This is a genomic window from Amycolatopsis nalaikhensis, assembly GCF_030264295.1.
GTDB classification, from domain to species: domain Bacteria; phylum Actinomycetota; class Actinomycetes; order Mycobacteriales; family Pseudonocardiaceae; genus Amycolatopsis; species Amycolatopsis nalaikhensis.
Genome location: NZ_CP127173.1, coordinates 4,249,413 through 4,264,476 on the forward strand (window position 1 = coordinate 4,249,413; position 15,064 = coordinate 4,264,476).

Sequence of the window (15,064 nt, forward strand, 5' to 3'; positions counted from 1 at the left end):
AAGGTCCGGCGGGATGGGCACTGTGAGTGATGACATCTGGGGCTGTGACTCCACGTAAGAGTGATGCCGAGCCGGCGCGGCAGTTGTCGCCGGAGCAGGCCGCCGCGGCGGCGATGGTGGCCGAGGCCCGGCAGCGGGGGCTGGAGCTGACCGGCCCGAACGGGCTGTTGAAGCTGTTCACCAAGAACGTGTTGGAAACCGCGCTGAATGAGGAGATGACCGAGCACCTCGGCCACGAGAAGAATCGTGCCGAGGTGGATCGGGAGTCGACGAACATCCGGAACGGCACCCGGTCGAAGACTGTGATTTCGGATGCCGCCGGTGAAGTGCGGATCGAGGTGCCGAGAGATCGGGAAAGCACGTTCGAACCACAAATCGTGAAGAAGCGGCAACGCCGAATCGGTGATGTGGACGAGATTGTGTTGTCGTTGTATGCGAAAGGGCTCACCACGGGTGAGATTTCCGCGCACTTCGCCGACATTTACGGCGCGTCGGTTTCGAAGGAAACAATCTCGCGGATCACCGACAAAGTCGTAGCGGAGATGGAGGAATGGGCGCATCGCCCACTGGACGCGGTCTACGCTGCGATCTTCATCGACGCGATCGTGGTGAAGGTGCGGGTTCTGGCGCTGATCTTGTGAAGCGTGTCGTCGTGATCTAGTGCGCGGCTTAGCGGATCATGATGGCTGTGCACTGTGGACGCTCAAAGGGTGTTGTGGCCTCACCTATCCCGACTACTGCTCGACAGGGTTGAACGCTCGTCCGGGATGGTGACGGTGTGCGCCCGGATGCGTGGGCAGAGCGGGAAGTGCGGGCATTGCGGGGTGTCGTCCACGGTGGTTCACGGTCGGTACCTCCGTCGTATCGCCGATGCGCCGACGGCCGGGACGCGGGTCGTCATCGAGTTGCTGGTCCGCCGATTCCGTTGTGTCAATGGCGGATGTGCTGCGGTGACCTTCGCCGAGCAAGTGGCAGGCCTGACACGGCCGCACTCTCGCTATACTCCATTGCTGCGCGATATGCTTGGTCACCTCGGGCTGGCCATGGCGGGACGTGCCGGAGCCAGGCTCGCGACCGCGTTGGGGATTCCGGTTGGGCGGGATACCCTCCTTCGCGCGGTTCGGGCGTTACCGGAGAAACCGGTAGGGCACGTGCCGGTGCTCGGAGTGGACGACTTCGCCTTTCGCCGCGGACGCCGATATGGCACGGTCCTGATCGATCTGCGCACCCATACACCGGTCGACGTGCTGGATAGCCGCGAGGGCGCGGCGCTGGCGACCTGGCTGCGCCGGCATCCAGGAACCGAGGTCATCTGCCGTGACCGCGCCGGCGGCTACGCCGAGGGTGCACGCACCGGCGCACCCGAGGCGATCCAGGTCGCCGACCGCTTTCACCTGTGGCAGAACCTGGGCCAGGCCGTGGAACGAACGGTGAACATGCACCGCACGAGTCTGGCCGCGCCACCCATATCGACGACACCTGCTTCCGCGGCACCATCGATAGTGCAATCCTTACCGGAGAAGAAGATCGTTACGAGACTACGGCAGCAGCACGCCGAGGCGTCCGAGCTGTACGCGGAAGGGTGGTCGAAAGCGGCCATCGGCCGGGAACTCGGCCTGCACCCGGCGACGGTGCGTAAGCTCGTCACCGCAGGTTCGGTCGATGACTTGATCGCCAAAACCGAACAGCGAGCTCACATCGTCGACGACTACGTCGAATACCTACACCGCCGGTGGCACGAGGGCGAGCGCAACGCCACTAAGCTCTATCGAGAGATCACCAAGCTCGGTTACCGCGGTGGGGAACTGGCCGTGCAACGCTATCTGCGGCGGTTCCGCCACGGACGAGGCTTCATCGCACAGCGCGGTCCGAAACCGCCCTCAGTCCGGGAAGTCACCAGCTGGATCATGACGCACCCCGATCACCTCGACACCGACGAAACCGCCGCCCTGGCCACCATCACCACACGATCACCAGAACTGGATCAGCTGGCAACCTATGTCCGCGAGTTCGCGACCATGATGACCAAGCTCCGCGGCTACCAGCTCAAACCATGGATCACTGCTGTCGAACAGGACTGCCTGCCGGCGCTGGCTTCCTTCGCCCGTAACCTCCGCCGCGACTTCGATGCGATCCACAATGGACTTTCGCTGCCTTACAGCTCCGGCCCGGTCGAAGGCGCTGTCAACCGCATCAAGATGCTGAAACGCCAAATGTTTGGCCGAGCCAAACTCGACCTCCTCCGCAAACGCATCCTCCTCGCCCCACGATGAGCACCCCAACCACAAGATCAGCGCCAGAACCAAGGTGCGAGACGGCCCAGGTCGCCAACCGGCCGGTGTACGCGGTCATCGGGGTCACCGTGGACGGCCACAAGGACGTCCTGGGCCTGTGGATGGGCACCGGCGCCGGGGAGGGCGCGAAGTTCTGGATCGCGACCGGGCCAGTGCTGAGGCTGAGCTGAGCCATGCCGAAGCCCTCAGACGTTGATGCCGAAGCTGCCGCCTTCGTCGCGTCGAACCGTGATCAGTTTGCCGCAGGGGTTTCCTCCCCGTGTTGTGGCCGTACCGCGCTAACACCACGGCCATGGCGTCACGGTGACACGCCGGCAGCACTGGCCAGCTCCGGTAGCCGACGCTCTGCCCTGCCACTGTCGATGATCCGTCCCTGATGCCGCCACCGCCGCAGCAGGCGCCGGCCGTAGTTGTTCGTCCCCGCGATCCGGTCCAGCTCCGCGCCGGTCGGTGTGCGGCCCTTGGCCCGCTCGGTCACGTAGTAGGCCCACATCCGCTGCTCGGCGGTCGGCTCGGCCGACGGGCGAGCCTCGTCCGGGACCACCGCGAGACGCACCACCGAACCGGTCTCGTCGCCGGTCTCGCCCGTCTCGGTGGGCTCGGTGCTGGTCTCGTTCGCGGTCTCGGCGCGGTGTCGCTTGAGCGCGCGGTTGAGCAACTCGACCGCCAGCAGCAGCGCCAGCGGCGGGCAGGCCGCGACCGCCACGGCGAACACGCTCAGCTCCGGGGCCGCCGCCACGTTCGCGCACAGCGACAGCACGATGCCGAACACGAAGGACAACCACGCCGCCCACCGGCCACCGGCACGGCGGCCGTGGCTGGTTTTCCACAGCTCGACCGTGGCCGTGGTCAGGATGCCGTCCACGATCAACGGCCAGATCGCCGCCGTGGCCTTGTCGGCACCGAACCGCAACGCGAACTCGCGGCCGTGCCGGTAGGAGGCATACGCCGCGCCAAGCGCCACCAGTGCGGTACAGGCGCACTGCACCCACAGCGCGCGGTCCCTCCGAGGGGTTGCCGTGGCGCTCACCGCAGCACACCTCCCGCCGCGCGTCGCGCGTCCGGATCGCAGCCGACGCAGGCGAATACCTGCGAGCCGGTCACCGACCGACCCACCGGAAGATGTGGAACCCTGACGTCGAGGTAGTCAGCTCCGCACACCACGCAGGCCAGCCCGTCGGCCTGCAACGCCGTCAGCCCGGCGATGATCGTGTCGCCGCTCATCGGGAACCACCCGCCACCAGACGACGGGTGCCCACCGGGCGGATCGTGATCTCAAGGCCTTCGACCAACACTTCGCGGTTCGTATGCTGAAGCGTTAGGCCCACCGGAAGTTCTTTGTTCACACCGCCCGGCCGCGATACGCGTGCCGGGCGTTGTTTTGTCTGTGGGTGTACGTGGAGTCCTGGACCCTGGAGCAGCTCGACGGCCACGTGTGGGGCGATCCGCCGGACGGCGCGTCCCGGTTGGTGAAGACCGTTCATGAGCTTAGGCGGAAGCCGGTGGGCCAGCTCGATGCCGAAGACCTGCGCCTCCTGCTCGGCCAGCAGACCGGCGTCGACGCCTTGGTGCCCTACGCGCTGGACGTTCTCGAGGCGAATCCGCTGGCCGAAGGTGACTACTACCCGGGCGACCTGCTGGTCGCCGTGCTCGGGCTGTCCGGCGAGTTCTGGCGGCGGCACGCCGCGCACGCTGCCCGGCTGACTCGAATCGTGACCGTCGCGAGTGGAATGGATCTCGACGCTCACCACGCGCCCGCGGATGTCATCGCCGCGGGGATCGCGGAGTACCGGGCCCGGCGCGGGTAGCCGCCGTAGAATCGATGGGGGCTTCCGGCCCTAGTGGTGGTCGACGGCGGCTGCCGATCATGGGTTCGGGTGTCCATTGGCGACCGATCCGGGCTGCGACGACAAGGAGGTTGTCATGGCGGGACTTCAGAAGATGAGCCTCGACGAGCCGGAAGAAGTCCGGCCGTTCGAAGATGGCTCCGGGCAGCTCGAACTCGTCAACCTCGGGGAAGGTGCCGTCGGGCGGGCGACCTTCCGGCCCGGCTGGCAGTGGTCCAAGCACGTCAAGCCCATCGCCGGGACCGATAGCTGTCAGGCCGCCCATCGGGGCTATGTCATCTCCGGGCGGATCGCTGTCCGGATGGACGATGGGGACGAAGCCGAGTTCGGGCCCGGGGACTTCATGATCTGTGCTCCCGGGCACGATGCCTGGGTTGTCGGGGACGAAGCCTGCGTTCTCATCGATTGGCAGGGCTACGACGACTACGCCAAGCCTCGGTCCTGAGCCGACAGACCGGCTGAGCGGCGCTCGCGTGTCGCTCAGCCGAGAATCATGTCCCGCGACGGTGGCGGGTGCCGCCAGCCGGTCAGGCCGGATCGCGGTATCGGTGCAGCAGGCTGTTGAAGTTCCGCAGCATGTCAATGGCTTCTTCGGAGACCGGGTCAGGGTGGAAGTGCATGACCTTGTTGCGGATCTCGCGGATCTCGTCCAGCCGGACGATGAACTTCTGACGATCCAACGGCCAGCCCAGCTTTTCCCAGATGTCCTTCTTCTCCAGTACCCGCTGGTAGTCACCGAAGCCGAGTTCGTTGAAGCTCTTCACCGGTCTGCTGCAGTGCTTCTGCACGGTCGAAATGTCCAACGCGTGGCTCAAGATCCAGCGAAGCGTCTGGTCCAGCTCACCCACTTGGAAGTACGGGGTGGCCATCTCGCCGTAGCGCTGCGCCACATCAGCTGTCGTCACGATACCCTTGACGGCCTTGCTCTCATCCATCACGAACACGAACTCGCGCTGCTGCAGCGTGGGAAGGACTTCGAAAAGGTCGCGGTCGTAGGTGACGACCTCTGCGTGGACGAGGGCGTCCGCGACTCTCGCATCGGGCCTCTGTTGCATGGCCAGCGCGATCGAGCGCCATGTCACGGCCCCGCGCATGGTGCGTGGTCCGCTGAGTACGGCGAGCTGTGAGAAGTCGTTGAGAAGCATTGTGGTGATGGCTTCTTCAAGCCCGCTGTTGGGGCTGACCGACGCGACCTCATCGAGCGGCGTCAGATTTCCGACCGTCAGGCGGACGTTCAGGTCGCTGCCTTCCTCATCGCCCTCAGTGGCCGGAAGATCTTCGATATCGACGGACTCCGCGGTCGTGGGTTCCTCCGGGTCGTCGCGAGGCGTGGTCAGCGATACCACCGTGTCGAGAGTGACCGCGCGGAAACCGGGTGAGGTCACCAGCCCGTGGTTGGCCAGGTCCGCTTCGATCTGACTGACCTGGTCGCCGCGGTCCTTCGCGCCCCACAACTTCAGGAGTTCGCGGACGGAGATGCGCTCGGGGTCCTGCTGATCGGCGCGTCTCCGCGCCTGCCGCAGATACTCGTGGATGCGGTGACGCGTCGAGTCCTCGGTCGGCTGGTCGGTCGCGGCCGCCGCGGTCGAGATCGTCTGATCGAGGAACTCCTGCCGGACAGCGTCCAGCAGACGGCCCTCGTCGACCACCACCCACGCTCGCCAGCCATCCACCGCCCGCATCCCGGCGGCCACCATGGCCGCGCGCGACGGAGAGCGGAACTCCTCCCCAGCGGGCTCGAGGCGGATCCGCCCGTTGTCGGTCACGGTCGCGTCGAACGTGGCACCGACGCGCTTTCGCTTGAACCGGAGCTTCGCGCCGGCTTTGATCAGACCCGCGGCCAGCAGATCAGAGACCATGACGCGGCGACCGTCGATCAGGTACATCGAGCGGCCTCCGGTCTCCTCGCCCACCGCGGTCACCAGTTCCGCAGACCGGCGAACTTGCGCCGGGCACCGATGGCTTGCTTGAGCACCCGCCGCCTCAATTCCTTCTGACTTAGGCGTTCGACGCGCGTGAGCTGCAGTTCGGCGGCGACGGCGAGCAAGCCCTCCCGGTCGAGCTGCTGCTCCTGGAGGTATACGCCCCCCTCTTCCTCGGTGTCGATCTCGCGCAGCCGCGAGGCGATAGCGGCCGCGTCGATTTCCGGCCTGGTCGTCACCCGTGCCGGCTGTACCTCGTCTCGGCCGACGTGCTGCCTGGTATCCGGTTCGTCGTCTGGCGGCGGAGGAGCCGGGTGAGCTGGGTGGTTCGGCTCGGCGGTGGGCGCGGCAGCGCGGCCCGGGTCGTGCCCGGCGAGCAGGTCGATGACGTTGGCCTTCCTGAGTCCGCTGTAGTTGCGCAAGCCCAATGCTTTGGCCACCTTCTTCAAATCCATCACAGTGAAACCAGTGGCGTGCAGGTAGGCCCGTCGCTCTTGTACTGACGACGGCCTTTGGAGGTCCTGAGCCGCTTGCAATGGATCGCTGGAGGGTTCGGCTCGCAGGCCGGCCGGCGGCGAGGGTGGAGTTTCGCCAGCGCCGAGCACTGCCAATTGCGCGGCGCCGCTGGCCAACGCCTGGAGTGTGGCCTCGTCCTGGCGCAGCAGGAATTCGTACAACTTGGCTTGCAGGGCCACAAAACTCTTCAGGTCGCTCACCGCTGATCACCTGACGCCAGCTCGAGCGCGTTCAGCACCTCGTCGGCCAGTTGGTCGAACTCCCGGACGACCTCATCTCGGCTGTTGGCGCGCAGCATCGCCGGTACACCGGTTTCACCAGCGTCGCCGAAGTGGCGAGGGCTGTTGCGGATGCTGCTCTCCAGCACCGGTACTCGTGAGTTCACCAGTACTTCCTGGATGTAGACCTGTTGCGCCGCGGTCACCTGCTGCGAGTAGATCTGCACCATGGTGAAGACGACCCCAAGGATGCCGGGGTCGATCGGACGGTGATCCCGGGTGCCGCCTTTGTGGTTCACGAAGTCGTTGAACTGCTGCACCAGGCCGCGGCAATTGCCCACCAGGTAGTCCAATCCCAGCGTGGACAGGTAGTCCGCCTTGGCCGGAACGAGGATCTGCTCACTGGCGACGATCGCCGTCTTGGTGACGATGCCGAAGTTCGGAGCACAGTCGATGAGCACCAGGTCGTACTCCGCGAAGTGGTTGTCTCGCAGCGCATTCCGCAGGCAACTGTGGAGGTCCAGGAACTTCCGCTTCGATCCGTCGAGTGTGGTCGCCCCACCGAGTCGCGCGGCGAGCTCCAGATCGATGTCGATGAGGCCCAGATGCGAAGAGATCAGGTCGAGCCGTCCGCCGGTGCCGCTCAGAACCTGGTTGACCCGCTCCGGCGTGACGACGAGGTCGGCCAGTGACGTGTCCCTTCCGGGCAATTCGCTTTCGTACCACTGCTTGATCGTGCGATTGTTGTCCTTGAGCTTGAGGTGCCAGTCATCGATCGAGAAGAACGAGAACGTCAAATTCGTCTGCGGATCGAGGTCAAGGAGAAGTACACGCAAGCCACGGCTGGCGGCCACCGCGCCGAGGTTCGCGGTGAGAGTCGTCTTACCCACCCCGCCCTTGTAGTTCATGACCGCCACGACCCGCATGCGCTTCTCCCCGGTGGTCTCGTGCTCGTCGGTGCCGGCGAACGATGATCGGATCCGCTCGCCGGTCCGGCCTACGACCTTCGCAGAAACTCCATCCCGAAAGCAACCGGTTGATTGACGCATCGACGCTGCGTGCTCTACGGGTTAGGCCCATTGTCGTACTTCTACGGCCGACCCGGTGAGAACCGTGGACGGAGTGTCACGTTATTGGCGGTTATTGTCCAGTTTCTGTCGTTTAATCGGTGGCTACGACACCGTAGACTTCAGCCAGTTCGACACCACGCCGAAGTACGTCGGTGCGTTCGGGGCGTAGTTGATCGCATGGCCGTAGCTGTTCAGGATGTACGTCTGCAGCGGGCCCCCGAAGAACGAGACCTCGGATGCTCGCAGTGCTTCAGGGGACGAGCAGTCGCTTCCCAGTACTCCGCAGAAATGCGGGTCGTTGCCCACCACCAGCAGCACCGGGACCCTTATCCGCTGGGATGCCGGGGTGACCACCGTTGTCAGCGTCAGGCTGTCCACCGCCTCCGTTGCCGCGAACACGTCCTTTGTGGACTCGTCGTACGCGATCGCTCCCTCGTCCAACGGCCCTGGTGTGTGGAACGCCTGGTAGCGGGTTCCCGGGCTCGTTGTCAGGTAACCCGGGTCGCGGCCCGGGACCGCCGGGTCCAGTGGGGCCGGGATCATGTTCGCCAGCACCGGGATCACCGTGATCAGGTTCATCCGGTGCGTCATCCCCGTCACCAGCACGCCGTCCACGTCGCCGTAGTTGCCTGCCTCGATCATCGCCATCGCCGCTCCGATCGAATGGCCTCCCACCACCACCTTCTCGAAACGGGGGCGGATCGACTTGATCACCTGGTGGGCCGCCGTCGCCTGGGTTGACGCGCTCAGCAACGTGCTCAGCGGCTTCGAACTCTCGCCCGTTCCCAAGCGGTCCAACGCCAACGTCGCGATGCCCGCCTGGTTCATCGCCAGGCGGAACGACCTGATCTCCGGCGTGTACCCGATGTCCCAATAGGACTCGTTGTACGTCCCTCCGGGAATCAGGACCACCACCGTCGTCGCCTGGGGTGGGGCGCACAGGCGGCCGTGCATCGTCTCGGGCAGCAAGCCCATCGAGATCGGGACGTCCAGGTCCGAGCACGTCACCGACGCGCTCGCGGGGACCGGTACCAGGAACGGGAGCAACAGCAAGAGCGCAGCACAAAGTCGGGCGCGGAGCACGGGGGAACGACCTCCTGGCTAACTACGGGGAACTGCCGTCATCGGCAGGCTGTCGGGGTAGGCGGCCGACGTGAACTTCACGCGCACCGGCCTGCCCGGGACCGGGACCAGCCGCCAGCGCGCGGCCACCGTGGCCACCGTGATCACGATTTCGTTCTGGGCGAAGCGGTTTCCGATGCACTGGCGGTTGCCCGCCCCGAACGGGACGAACGCGCCCTTCGGCAGCTCCGCCGCGCGCTCCGGGGACCAGCGATCCGGGTCGAACCGGTCCGGGTCCGGGAACGACGCCGGGTCGTGGTGCAGCGCGTGCGGGCTCACGATCACCTCCGCACCCTCCGGCAGGCGCACGCCGCCGATTTCGACCTCCTCCAGCGTCCGGCGCATCAGCATCCAGAGCGGGTAGCGGCGCAGCACCTCGTCGACCACCTGGCGGACGTACGTCAGCTCGCCGAGGTTCTCGACCGTCACCGGACGGCCGCCCAGCACCTCGTCGATCTCCGCGTGCACCCGAGCCTCGACCTCCGGGTGCTGTCCTAGTTCATGAAACGTCCACGCCAACGCCAGCGCTGTCGTCTCGATGCCCGCCGTGAGCAGCGTGAGCACCTCGTCGCGCGCCTGCTCGTCCGTCATGCCGGCCAGCAGCAACGTCGACAGCAGGTCGCCGCGGTCGACGCCCTCCGCCCGCCACTCGCGGATCACCTCGAGCACGATCGCCCGCATCCGGCCGATGGCCTCGTCGAACCGGCGGTTCCCGGGAATCGGCAGCTTTTCGACGAACTTCGGCGACAACGCGCGAATCATTCCCTGCTGGATGATCAGGTAAATGGAGCGGCGGGCCTCCTCGATCGCCTCATTCCCCAGCTCCGTCGAGAACAGCGCTTCGCCGACGATCGTCACCGCGAGGCCCTGCAGGTCCTCGTCGATCATGCGTACTTCGCCGGGTCGCCACGAATCGCTCAGCTCGGCCGCCGCGCGACGCATGATTTCGGCGTACGCGGCCAGGCGGTCGCGGTGGAACGCCGGCTGCATCAAGCGGCGCTGGTGCCGGTGGAAGTCGCCGTTCGAAAGCACCAAGCCGTTTCCGACGAACGGCCGGAACTTGTCGAACATGGCGCCCTTGCGGAACTTCGGGCCCGCCGTGACCAGCACTTCGTGCGTCAGCCGCGGGCTCGTGACGAGGTACGCGGGTGCCGAGCCGAGATAAAGTTTTACGATCTCGCCGTGTTCGTGCAATGAACTGGTGAATGCGAAGCGTTGCCGCAGCAGTGCCGGAGTGTGCCCGAGAAAAGGCCACCGGCCCGGTGCGACCGGGACGGTCATGCGGACTCCTCGTTGCGCCATTCTGTGGATTTCCCGAGAAGAGGGCCTACGGTAGGCGCGTCCGGCCGAACGGGACAGTGCCCGATCGGGTGGTGTGCGCTCACGCGGATGGCGCAGTAGACGAACCGGCGGGAATCGCTAAGCTCTTTCCGGTCCGACAGACTGAGAAGGTGTTCTTCGTGACCCGATCACCGGAATGGGTTCCACCGGGTGTCGATATCTCCGTGCCGAGCATCGCCCGCACTTACGACTTCATGCTGGGCGGCGGGCACAACTTCGCCGTCGATCGCGCGGTCGGGGAACAGATCGAACGCGCGATGCCCGGGCTCCGCGACGCCGCGCGCGTGAATCGCGCGTTCCTCGGGCGCGCGGTCCGGTTCATGGCCGACCACGGGATCCGCCAGTTCCTCGACATCGGCTCGGGAATCCCCACCGTGGCGAACGTCCACGAGGTCGCGCAGGCGCGCGACCCGGAGTGCCGCGTGGTGTACGTCGACCGCGATCCGGTGGCCGTCGCGCACAGCGAGCTGATGCTGGCGGGCAACGACCACGCCGCCGTCGTGCAGGCCGACATGCGTGATCCGGAAAAGATCCTCGAATCACCGCAGGTGCGCGGACTGCTCGATCTCGACGAACCGCTCGGCCTGCTGATGCTGCTGATGTTGCACTGGATTCCGGACGAGTCGGATCCGCTCGATCTGGTCGGGCGGTACCGCGCCGCGCTGGCGCCCGGCAGTTTTCTCGCGATCACGCACGTGACCGGCGACAACCAAGGCGAAAACCTCGACGAAGCGACCGACGTGATCAAACAGAGCAAGAGTCCCGACCAGGTGACGCTGCGGACGCACGCCCAGGTTTCCGCCCTTTTCGCCGGATTCGAAATCGTCGAACCCGGGCTCGTCGGCTGCGGGGAGTGGCGGCCGTCCGGGCCGGCGGACATCTCCGACGCGACCGCGATGAACATGCTCGTCTACGCCGGAATCGGCCGCAAAAGCTGAATGGCACCACGAAATGCCGAAGATCGATCCCATCCCGGAGCAGCCCGCCGGTCCCGACCCGGACCGCGGGCGGACCGTGCTCGCCCGGAAATGGGCTTACCTGCTCAGTGGCGTGACCGTCGTTTCCCTCAGCCGCGAAGATCTCGACCTCGAGCTCCGCGGCATGCTCGACACGCTGTGCGCATGCCTGCGCGGCACGTCCGCGGACACCGCGTCCGCCGAGGCGATCGGCAAACGGCTGGTGGGCCTCGGTTACGTCGGTGAGCCCGGGCTGCGGTGCACCCTCGACGTCCTCGGCAAAGGCTTGCCCACCTTGGCCGAGCTGCGGCCGGTGGCGGCCGAGCGGATCGCGCTGACGCTCGGCGCGCTCTCGTGCGGGTTCCTGCTCGCGCACGAGCGCAGCGTGCTCGACCAGCAGGAGATCATGCACCTGTCGCTGCTCAAGGCGGTGCGGGACGCGCAGTGGAACCTCAAGCAGAGCGAAGCGCGCTTCGACGAGGTCGTGACGTCTTCGGCGAGCGGCATCGCGCTGGTCGCGCTCGACGGCCGGGTCGTGCGGGCCAACGCGGCGCTGGCCGAGATGCTCGGGCACCCGGCGGGCGAGCTGACCGGCACCGTGCTGTACGACGTCGTCCACCCGGATTCCGTCGACGTGCTGCGGGAGGCGCTCGGGTCGCTGGTGTACGGCGGCAAGGAGCGGGTCCGGCAGTCGCAACGGCTGCTGCGCCGCGACGGCGACGTCACGCGCATCTCGCTCACCGCGTCGCTGCTGCGCGACGCCGAAGACCGGCCCGCCCACTTCGTCGTCGTGGTCGAGGACGGCACGGAACTCATGCTGCTGCAAGGGGAACTGAGCCGCCAGGCCCTGCACGACGTGCTGACCGGGCTGCCGAACCGCCAGTACTTCGGCACCCACCTGGAGGCGGCGCTGCGGCGCGCGGACCCGGAGTACGGCGTCACGCTGTTCCACGTCGACCTCGACGCGTTCGGCATGGTCTGCAACAGCCTCGGCCGCCGGATCGGCGAGCAGCTGCTGGTGCACTTCGCGCAGCGGCTGAAAAGTGTGATGGCCAAGGAGAAGGCCATGATCGCGCGGTTCCACGCCGACGAGTTCGGCATCCTCGTCGAGAACTCCGCGACGACGCCCGACATCGCCACGATCGTCCGCGCGATCAACGACGAGCTCGCCGAGCCGTTCTTCGTCGACGGCCACGGCCTCGCGCTCTCGGCCAGCGCCGGCGTGGTGCACCGGCCGTCGAAGGGCATCGACCCGGCGGAGCTGCTGCGCGAGGCCGACCAGACGCTGCGGCGGGCCAGAGCGCGGCGACGCGGCCAGTGGAAGATGTTCGACCGCGACGCCGACGCCCAGGACCGGCGGACGCAGGCGCTCGCCGTCGGCATGGCCGGCGCGTGGGAGAACGGCGAGATCAGCGTGCGGTACCGGCCGATGGCCCGGCTGGCAGACGGCGAGGTCGCGGGCGTCGAGGCGCGCCTGCACTGGGACCGGCCGGATGAGCCGCCGCTGGCGCACGAACGCTGTGCCGAGCTCGCCGAGGCGACCGGGCTGATCCTGCCGCTCGGCGACTGGCTGCTGCGCGCGGCGAGCCGTCAGGCCGAATGGTGGCGCCAGCGTGCGGACTTCGGCCTGCCGATGGTCGCCGGGCTCACCGGGCACCAGGTGTCGGACGACGCACTGGGCACGCGCGTCACGCGGCTGCTGGCGGACACCGGCCTGCCGCCGGAGCAGCTGACGCTCGGCGTCCCGGTCGGCGCGCTGCCGGTGTCCGGTGTCATCGACAACGTGACCGCGCTCGCCGACCTCGGAGTGCGCGTGATGCTGGACGAGTTCGGGCTGGGACCCGACGACCTGCGGGCGGTCGAGGACCTGCCGGTGGACATCGTGCGCGTCGACCGCAGGCTCACCGAGTGGCAGGCGTGGGCGGACTCGACGTTCCTCGCCGCGCTCGTGCCCCTGGTGCGCCAGGTCGGCGCGACGCTTGTGGTCGACGGCGTCCACAGCGGCGACCAAGCGGACTGGTGGCGCACGGCGGGCGCGGAGCTGGCCACCGGCGACTACTTCGAGACGGCCAGTCCGGCGGGTGAGCTCGTCGGGCACTTCGCTGGAGCTTGAGTTTTCCACCGCGTGAGGCCGACGGCGACCAGCACGATCACCATGCCGCCGACGATGCGTGGGGTCAGCGGTTCGCCGAGGACGAGCGCGCCCAGGCCGACCGACACCACGGGCAGCAGGTAGCCGACCGTCGCGGCGGCAGTCGGGCCTTCGTCGGTCAGCAGCCGGTAGTTCAGGTAGAACGTGATGCCGGTGCCGAAGACGCCGAGGACCACGACCGCGCCGACGGCGGTCAGGTTCAGCCGCGGCGCCGTGGACGAGACGGGCAGGGCGAGCGCCGTCAACGCGGTGGCCGTCATCAGCTGCGCGGCCGAGAGGGCGAGCGGGGCGCCGCCGGGCGGCAGTTTCCGTGCCATGTAAGCGAACGCGATCGCGTAACTCAGCCCAGCGCCGAGCAGTGCCAGCGCGCCGGTGCTCAGCAGACCCGACTGCTCCCAGGGCGCGAAGATCACCAGGACGCCGCCGAAACCGAGGGCGAGGCCGAGCAGCCGCGCCGGGCTCAGACGGCGTTCGGTGCCGAGCGCGACGCCGATCAGCAGTGACCACAACGGTGTCGTGGCGTTCATGACGCCCGCGATGCCGGAGTCGACCGTGCGCTCGCCGATGCTGAAGAGCGCGAACGGCAGGGCGTTGCAGAAGAAGGCCGCGACGACCAGACGTCCCCAGGTCTTGCGGTTACGCGGAAGACGCTGGCCGGTCGCGAACGCCATCACCAGCAACGTCAACGCGCCCAGCGCGCAGCGGACCAGCGTGAGGTGGACCGGGCTCAGCCCGGTCAGGGCCAGCTTGATCCACAGGAAACCCGAGCCCCACAGCAAGGCCAGTACCGCTATGCGCGTCGAGGCGCCCCGTCCACCAGTCACCTCTTCACGGTGGCCGAGAAGATCTGTCAGGACAAGTGAAGAGTTCTGGAGCGACCGTTAAGGGTTTCTACAGTGAAGTCAGCGCAGCGCCTTCTGGCGCCGGGTCAGGGCGGACGGGTCCAGGTTCGCCTTCGTGCCCGCGTCGTGGCCGTCGAGGTAGCCGCTGCCCGACAGCCTGCGCGGGGCCGCCGAGCGCAGGTCGCCGAACTCCGCGTCGAACGCGTGCTGCACCATCTGTGCCCGGTCGCGGACCACCAGCTCCGCCGACCCCTGGACCGCGGTGCGGACCGCTTCCTGCTCCGCGTTCGACAGCCTGTCGTACACCGCGCGCGCGAAACCGTGCAGCCACGTCCGCCGGTAGGCCGCCAGTGATTCGCCCGGGAAGAAGCCGCCCGGGCGGACGCGCGTCAGCTGCGTGGTCGCCTGCAGCAGGAGGCTGGTGAACAGCAGCTCCACCCGGCCGAGGTCCGAGTGGTAACCGAACACCGTGACGCTCTCGACCTTCTGGCCGTAGCGGTGCAGCAACGTCCGGCAGCGCATCGGGTACGCGACCGACGTCAGCAGGCTCGCCTTGTCGCGGCTGTACGGGTCGTTCATCGGGATCTTCAGCGTGCCGATCTCGTCGGTGCTCGCCCCGGCCGCCGCCAGCATGGCCTGGTCGATGCCGTACCGCGCGACGAGCTCCGCGGCCTTCTGGTTGTACGCCTCGGCCTCCGCCTCGGTGACCGCCGGATCCTCGGCCTTGGCCAGCAGCTTGCGGATGCGCTCGAGCTGAGGGTCTGACTCGGTCATGGAGGGAGGG

14 protein-coding genes and 2 pseudogenes are annotated in these 15,064 nt (G+C 67.3%); 7 read left to right on the forward strand and 9 right to left on the reverse strand.

Features of this window, described 5'->3' with window-relative positions; genetic code table 11:
• Nucleotides 1–29: 29 nt before the first annotated feature.
• From QP939_RS21075 to QP939_RS21085, 3 genes and pseudogenes are all read left to right on the forward strand, one after another.
• Nucleotides 30–620 (forward strand): annotated as a pseudogene (locus tag QP939_RS21075) (transposase); the annotation flags it as partial.
• A gap of 168 nt (nucleotides 621–788) precedes the next feature.
• The gene (locus QP939_RS21080) at nucleotides 789–2,273 is read left to right on the forward strand and encodes an ISL3 family transposase (protein WP_285459805.1); all 1,485 of its coding nucleotides are present in this window, start codon (nucleotides 789–791) and stop codon (nucleotides 2,271–2,273) included.
• A 31-nt stretch (nucleotides 2,274–2,304) separates the two neighbouring features.
• A pseudogene (locus QP939_RS21085) lies at nucleotides 2,305–2,437 on the forward strand (transposase); the annotation flags it as partial.
• A gap of 155 nt (nucleotides 2,438–2,592) precedes the next feature.
• On the opposite strand, the gene QP939_RS21090 reads toward QP939_RS21085, so the two are convergent.
• Nucleotides 2,593–3,324 (reverse strand): DUF2637 domain-containing protein, encoded by a 732-nt coding sequence (locus tag QP939_RS21090; RefSeq protein ID WP_285458516.1) that lies wholly within the window; start codon nucleotides 3,322–3,324, stop codon nucleotides 2,593–2,595.
• Entirely contained in the window at nucleotides 3,321–3,518 is a 198-nt protein-coding gene (locus QP939_RS21095) for a hypothetical protein (protein WP_285458517.1), read from the reverse strand. The genes QP939_RS21090 and QP939_RS21095 overlap by 4 nt, the downstream gene beginning before the upstream one ends.
• A gap of 167 nt (nucleotides 3,519–3,685) precedes the next feature.
• On the opposite strand from QP939_RS21095, the gene QP939_RS21100 reads away from it, so the two are divergent.
• Both QP939_RS21100 and QP939_RS21105 read left to right on the forward strand, forming a co-directional pair.
• Nucleotides 3,686–4,102: a contact-dependent growth inhibition system immunity protein gene (locus QP939_RS21100; RefSeq protein ID WP_285458518.1), complete on the forward strand. Its 417-nt coding sequence runs from the start codon at nucleotides 3,686–3,688 to the stop codon at nucleotides 4,100–4,102.
• A 115-nt stretch (nucleotides 4,103–4,217) separates the two neighbouring features.
• Nucleotides 4,218–4,586: a cupin domain-containing protein gene (locus QP939_RS21105; RefSeq protein WP_285458519.1), complete on the forward strand. Its 369-nt coding sequence runs from the start codon at nucleotides 4,218–4,220 to the stop codon at nucleotides 4,584–4,586.
• An 82-nt stretch (nucleotides 4,587–4,668) separates the two neighbouring features.
• Here the strand turns inward: QP939_RS21105 and QP939_RS21110 are convergent, their stop codons facing one another.
• The 5 genes from QP939_RS21110 to QP939_RS21130 all read right to left on the reverse strand — a co-directional run bounded on the left by QP939_RS21110 (nucleotide 4,669) and on the right by QP939_RS21130 (nucleotide 10,270).
• Complete coding sequence (locus QP939_RS21110; protein ID WP_285458520.1) at nucleotides 4,669–6,054, reverse strand: CBS domain-containing anti-phage protein; 1,386 nt, start codon at nucleotides 6,052–6,054, stop codon at nucleotides 4,669–4,671.
• A 5-nt stretch (nucleotides 6,055–6,059) separates the two neighbouring features.
• Nucleotides 6,060–6,779 (reverse strand): Rho termination factor N-terminal domain-containing protein, encoded by a 720-nt coding sequence (locus QP939_RS21115; protein ID WP_285458521.1) that lies wholly within the window; start codon nucleotides 6,777–6,779, stop codon nucleotides 6,060–6,062.
• Nucleotides 6,776–7,723, reverse strand: a complete 948-nt coding sequence (locus QP939_RS21120) for a ParA family protein (RefSeq protein WP_285458522.1) — start codon at nucleotides 7,721–7,723, stop codon at nucleotides 6,776–6,778. Before QP939_RS21120 ends, QP939_RS21115 begins: the two co-directional genes overlap by 4 nt.
• Before the next feature lie 246 nt (nucleotides 7,724–7,969).
• Nucleotides 7,970–8,842 carry an alpha/beta hydrolase gene (locus QP939_RS21125; protein WP_285459806.1) on the reverse strand — a complete coding sequence of 291 codons (873 nt, stop codon included), beginning with the start codon at nucleotides 8,840–8,842 and terminating at the stop codon, nucleotides 7,970–7,972.
• 126 nt (nucleotides 8,843–8,968) lie between these two features.
• Nucleotides 8,969–10,270: a cytochrome P450 gene (locus tag QP939_RS21130; protein ID WP_285458523.1), complete on the reverse strand. Its 1,302-nt coding sequence runs from the start codon at nucleotides 10,268–10,270 to the stop codon at nucleotides 8,969–8,971.
• Nucleotides 10,271–10,449: 179 nt separating this feature from the next.
• Here QP939_RS21130 and QP939_RS21135 point away from each other — a divergent pair, with 179 nt between their 5' ends.
• Together QP939_RS21135 and QP939_RS21140 are read left to right on the forward strand one after the other, a co-directional pair.
• Nucleotides 10,450–11,268 (forward strand): SAM-dependent methyltransferase, encoded by an 819-nt coding sequence (locus QP939_RS21135; protein WP_414641944.1) that lies wholly within the window; start codon nucleotides 10,450–10,452, stop codon nucleotides 11,266–11,268.
• Between the two features lie 13 nt (nucleotides 11,269–11,281).
• On the forward strand, nucleotides 11,282–13,399 hold the full coding sequence (locus QP939_RS21140; protein WP_285458524.1) for a putative bifunctional diguanylate cyclase/phosphodiesterase: 2,118 nt from the start codon (nucleotides 11,282–11,284) through the stop codon (nucleotides 13,397–13,399).
• Here QP939_RS21140 and QP939_RS21145 read toward each other — a convergent pair.
• Together QP939_RS21145 and QP939_RS21150 are read right to left on the reverse strand one after the other, a co-directional pair.
• Nucleotides 13,342–14,262: a DMT family transporter gene (locus QP939_RS21145; protein ID WP_285458525.1), complete on the reverse strand. Its 921-nt coding sequence runs from the start codon at nucleotides 14,260–14,262 to the stop codon at nucleotides 13,342–13,344. The genes QP939_RS21140 and QP939_RS21145 overlap by 58 nt on opposite strands.
• 78 nt (nucleotides 14,263–14,340) lie before the next feature.
• Nucleotides 14,341–15,054 carry a DUF2786 domain-containing protein gene (locus QP939_RS21150; protein ID WP_285458527.1) on the reverse strand — a complete coding sequence of 238 codons (714 nt, stop codon included), beginning with the start codon at nucleotides 15,052–15,054 and terminating at the stop codon, nucleotides 14,341–14,343.
• Nucleotides 15,055–15,064 lie beyond the last annotated feature (10 nt).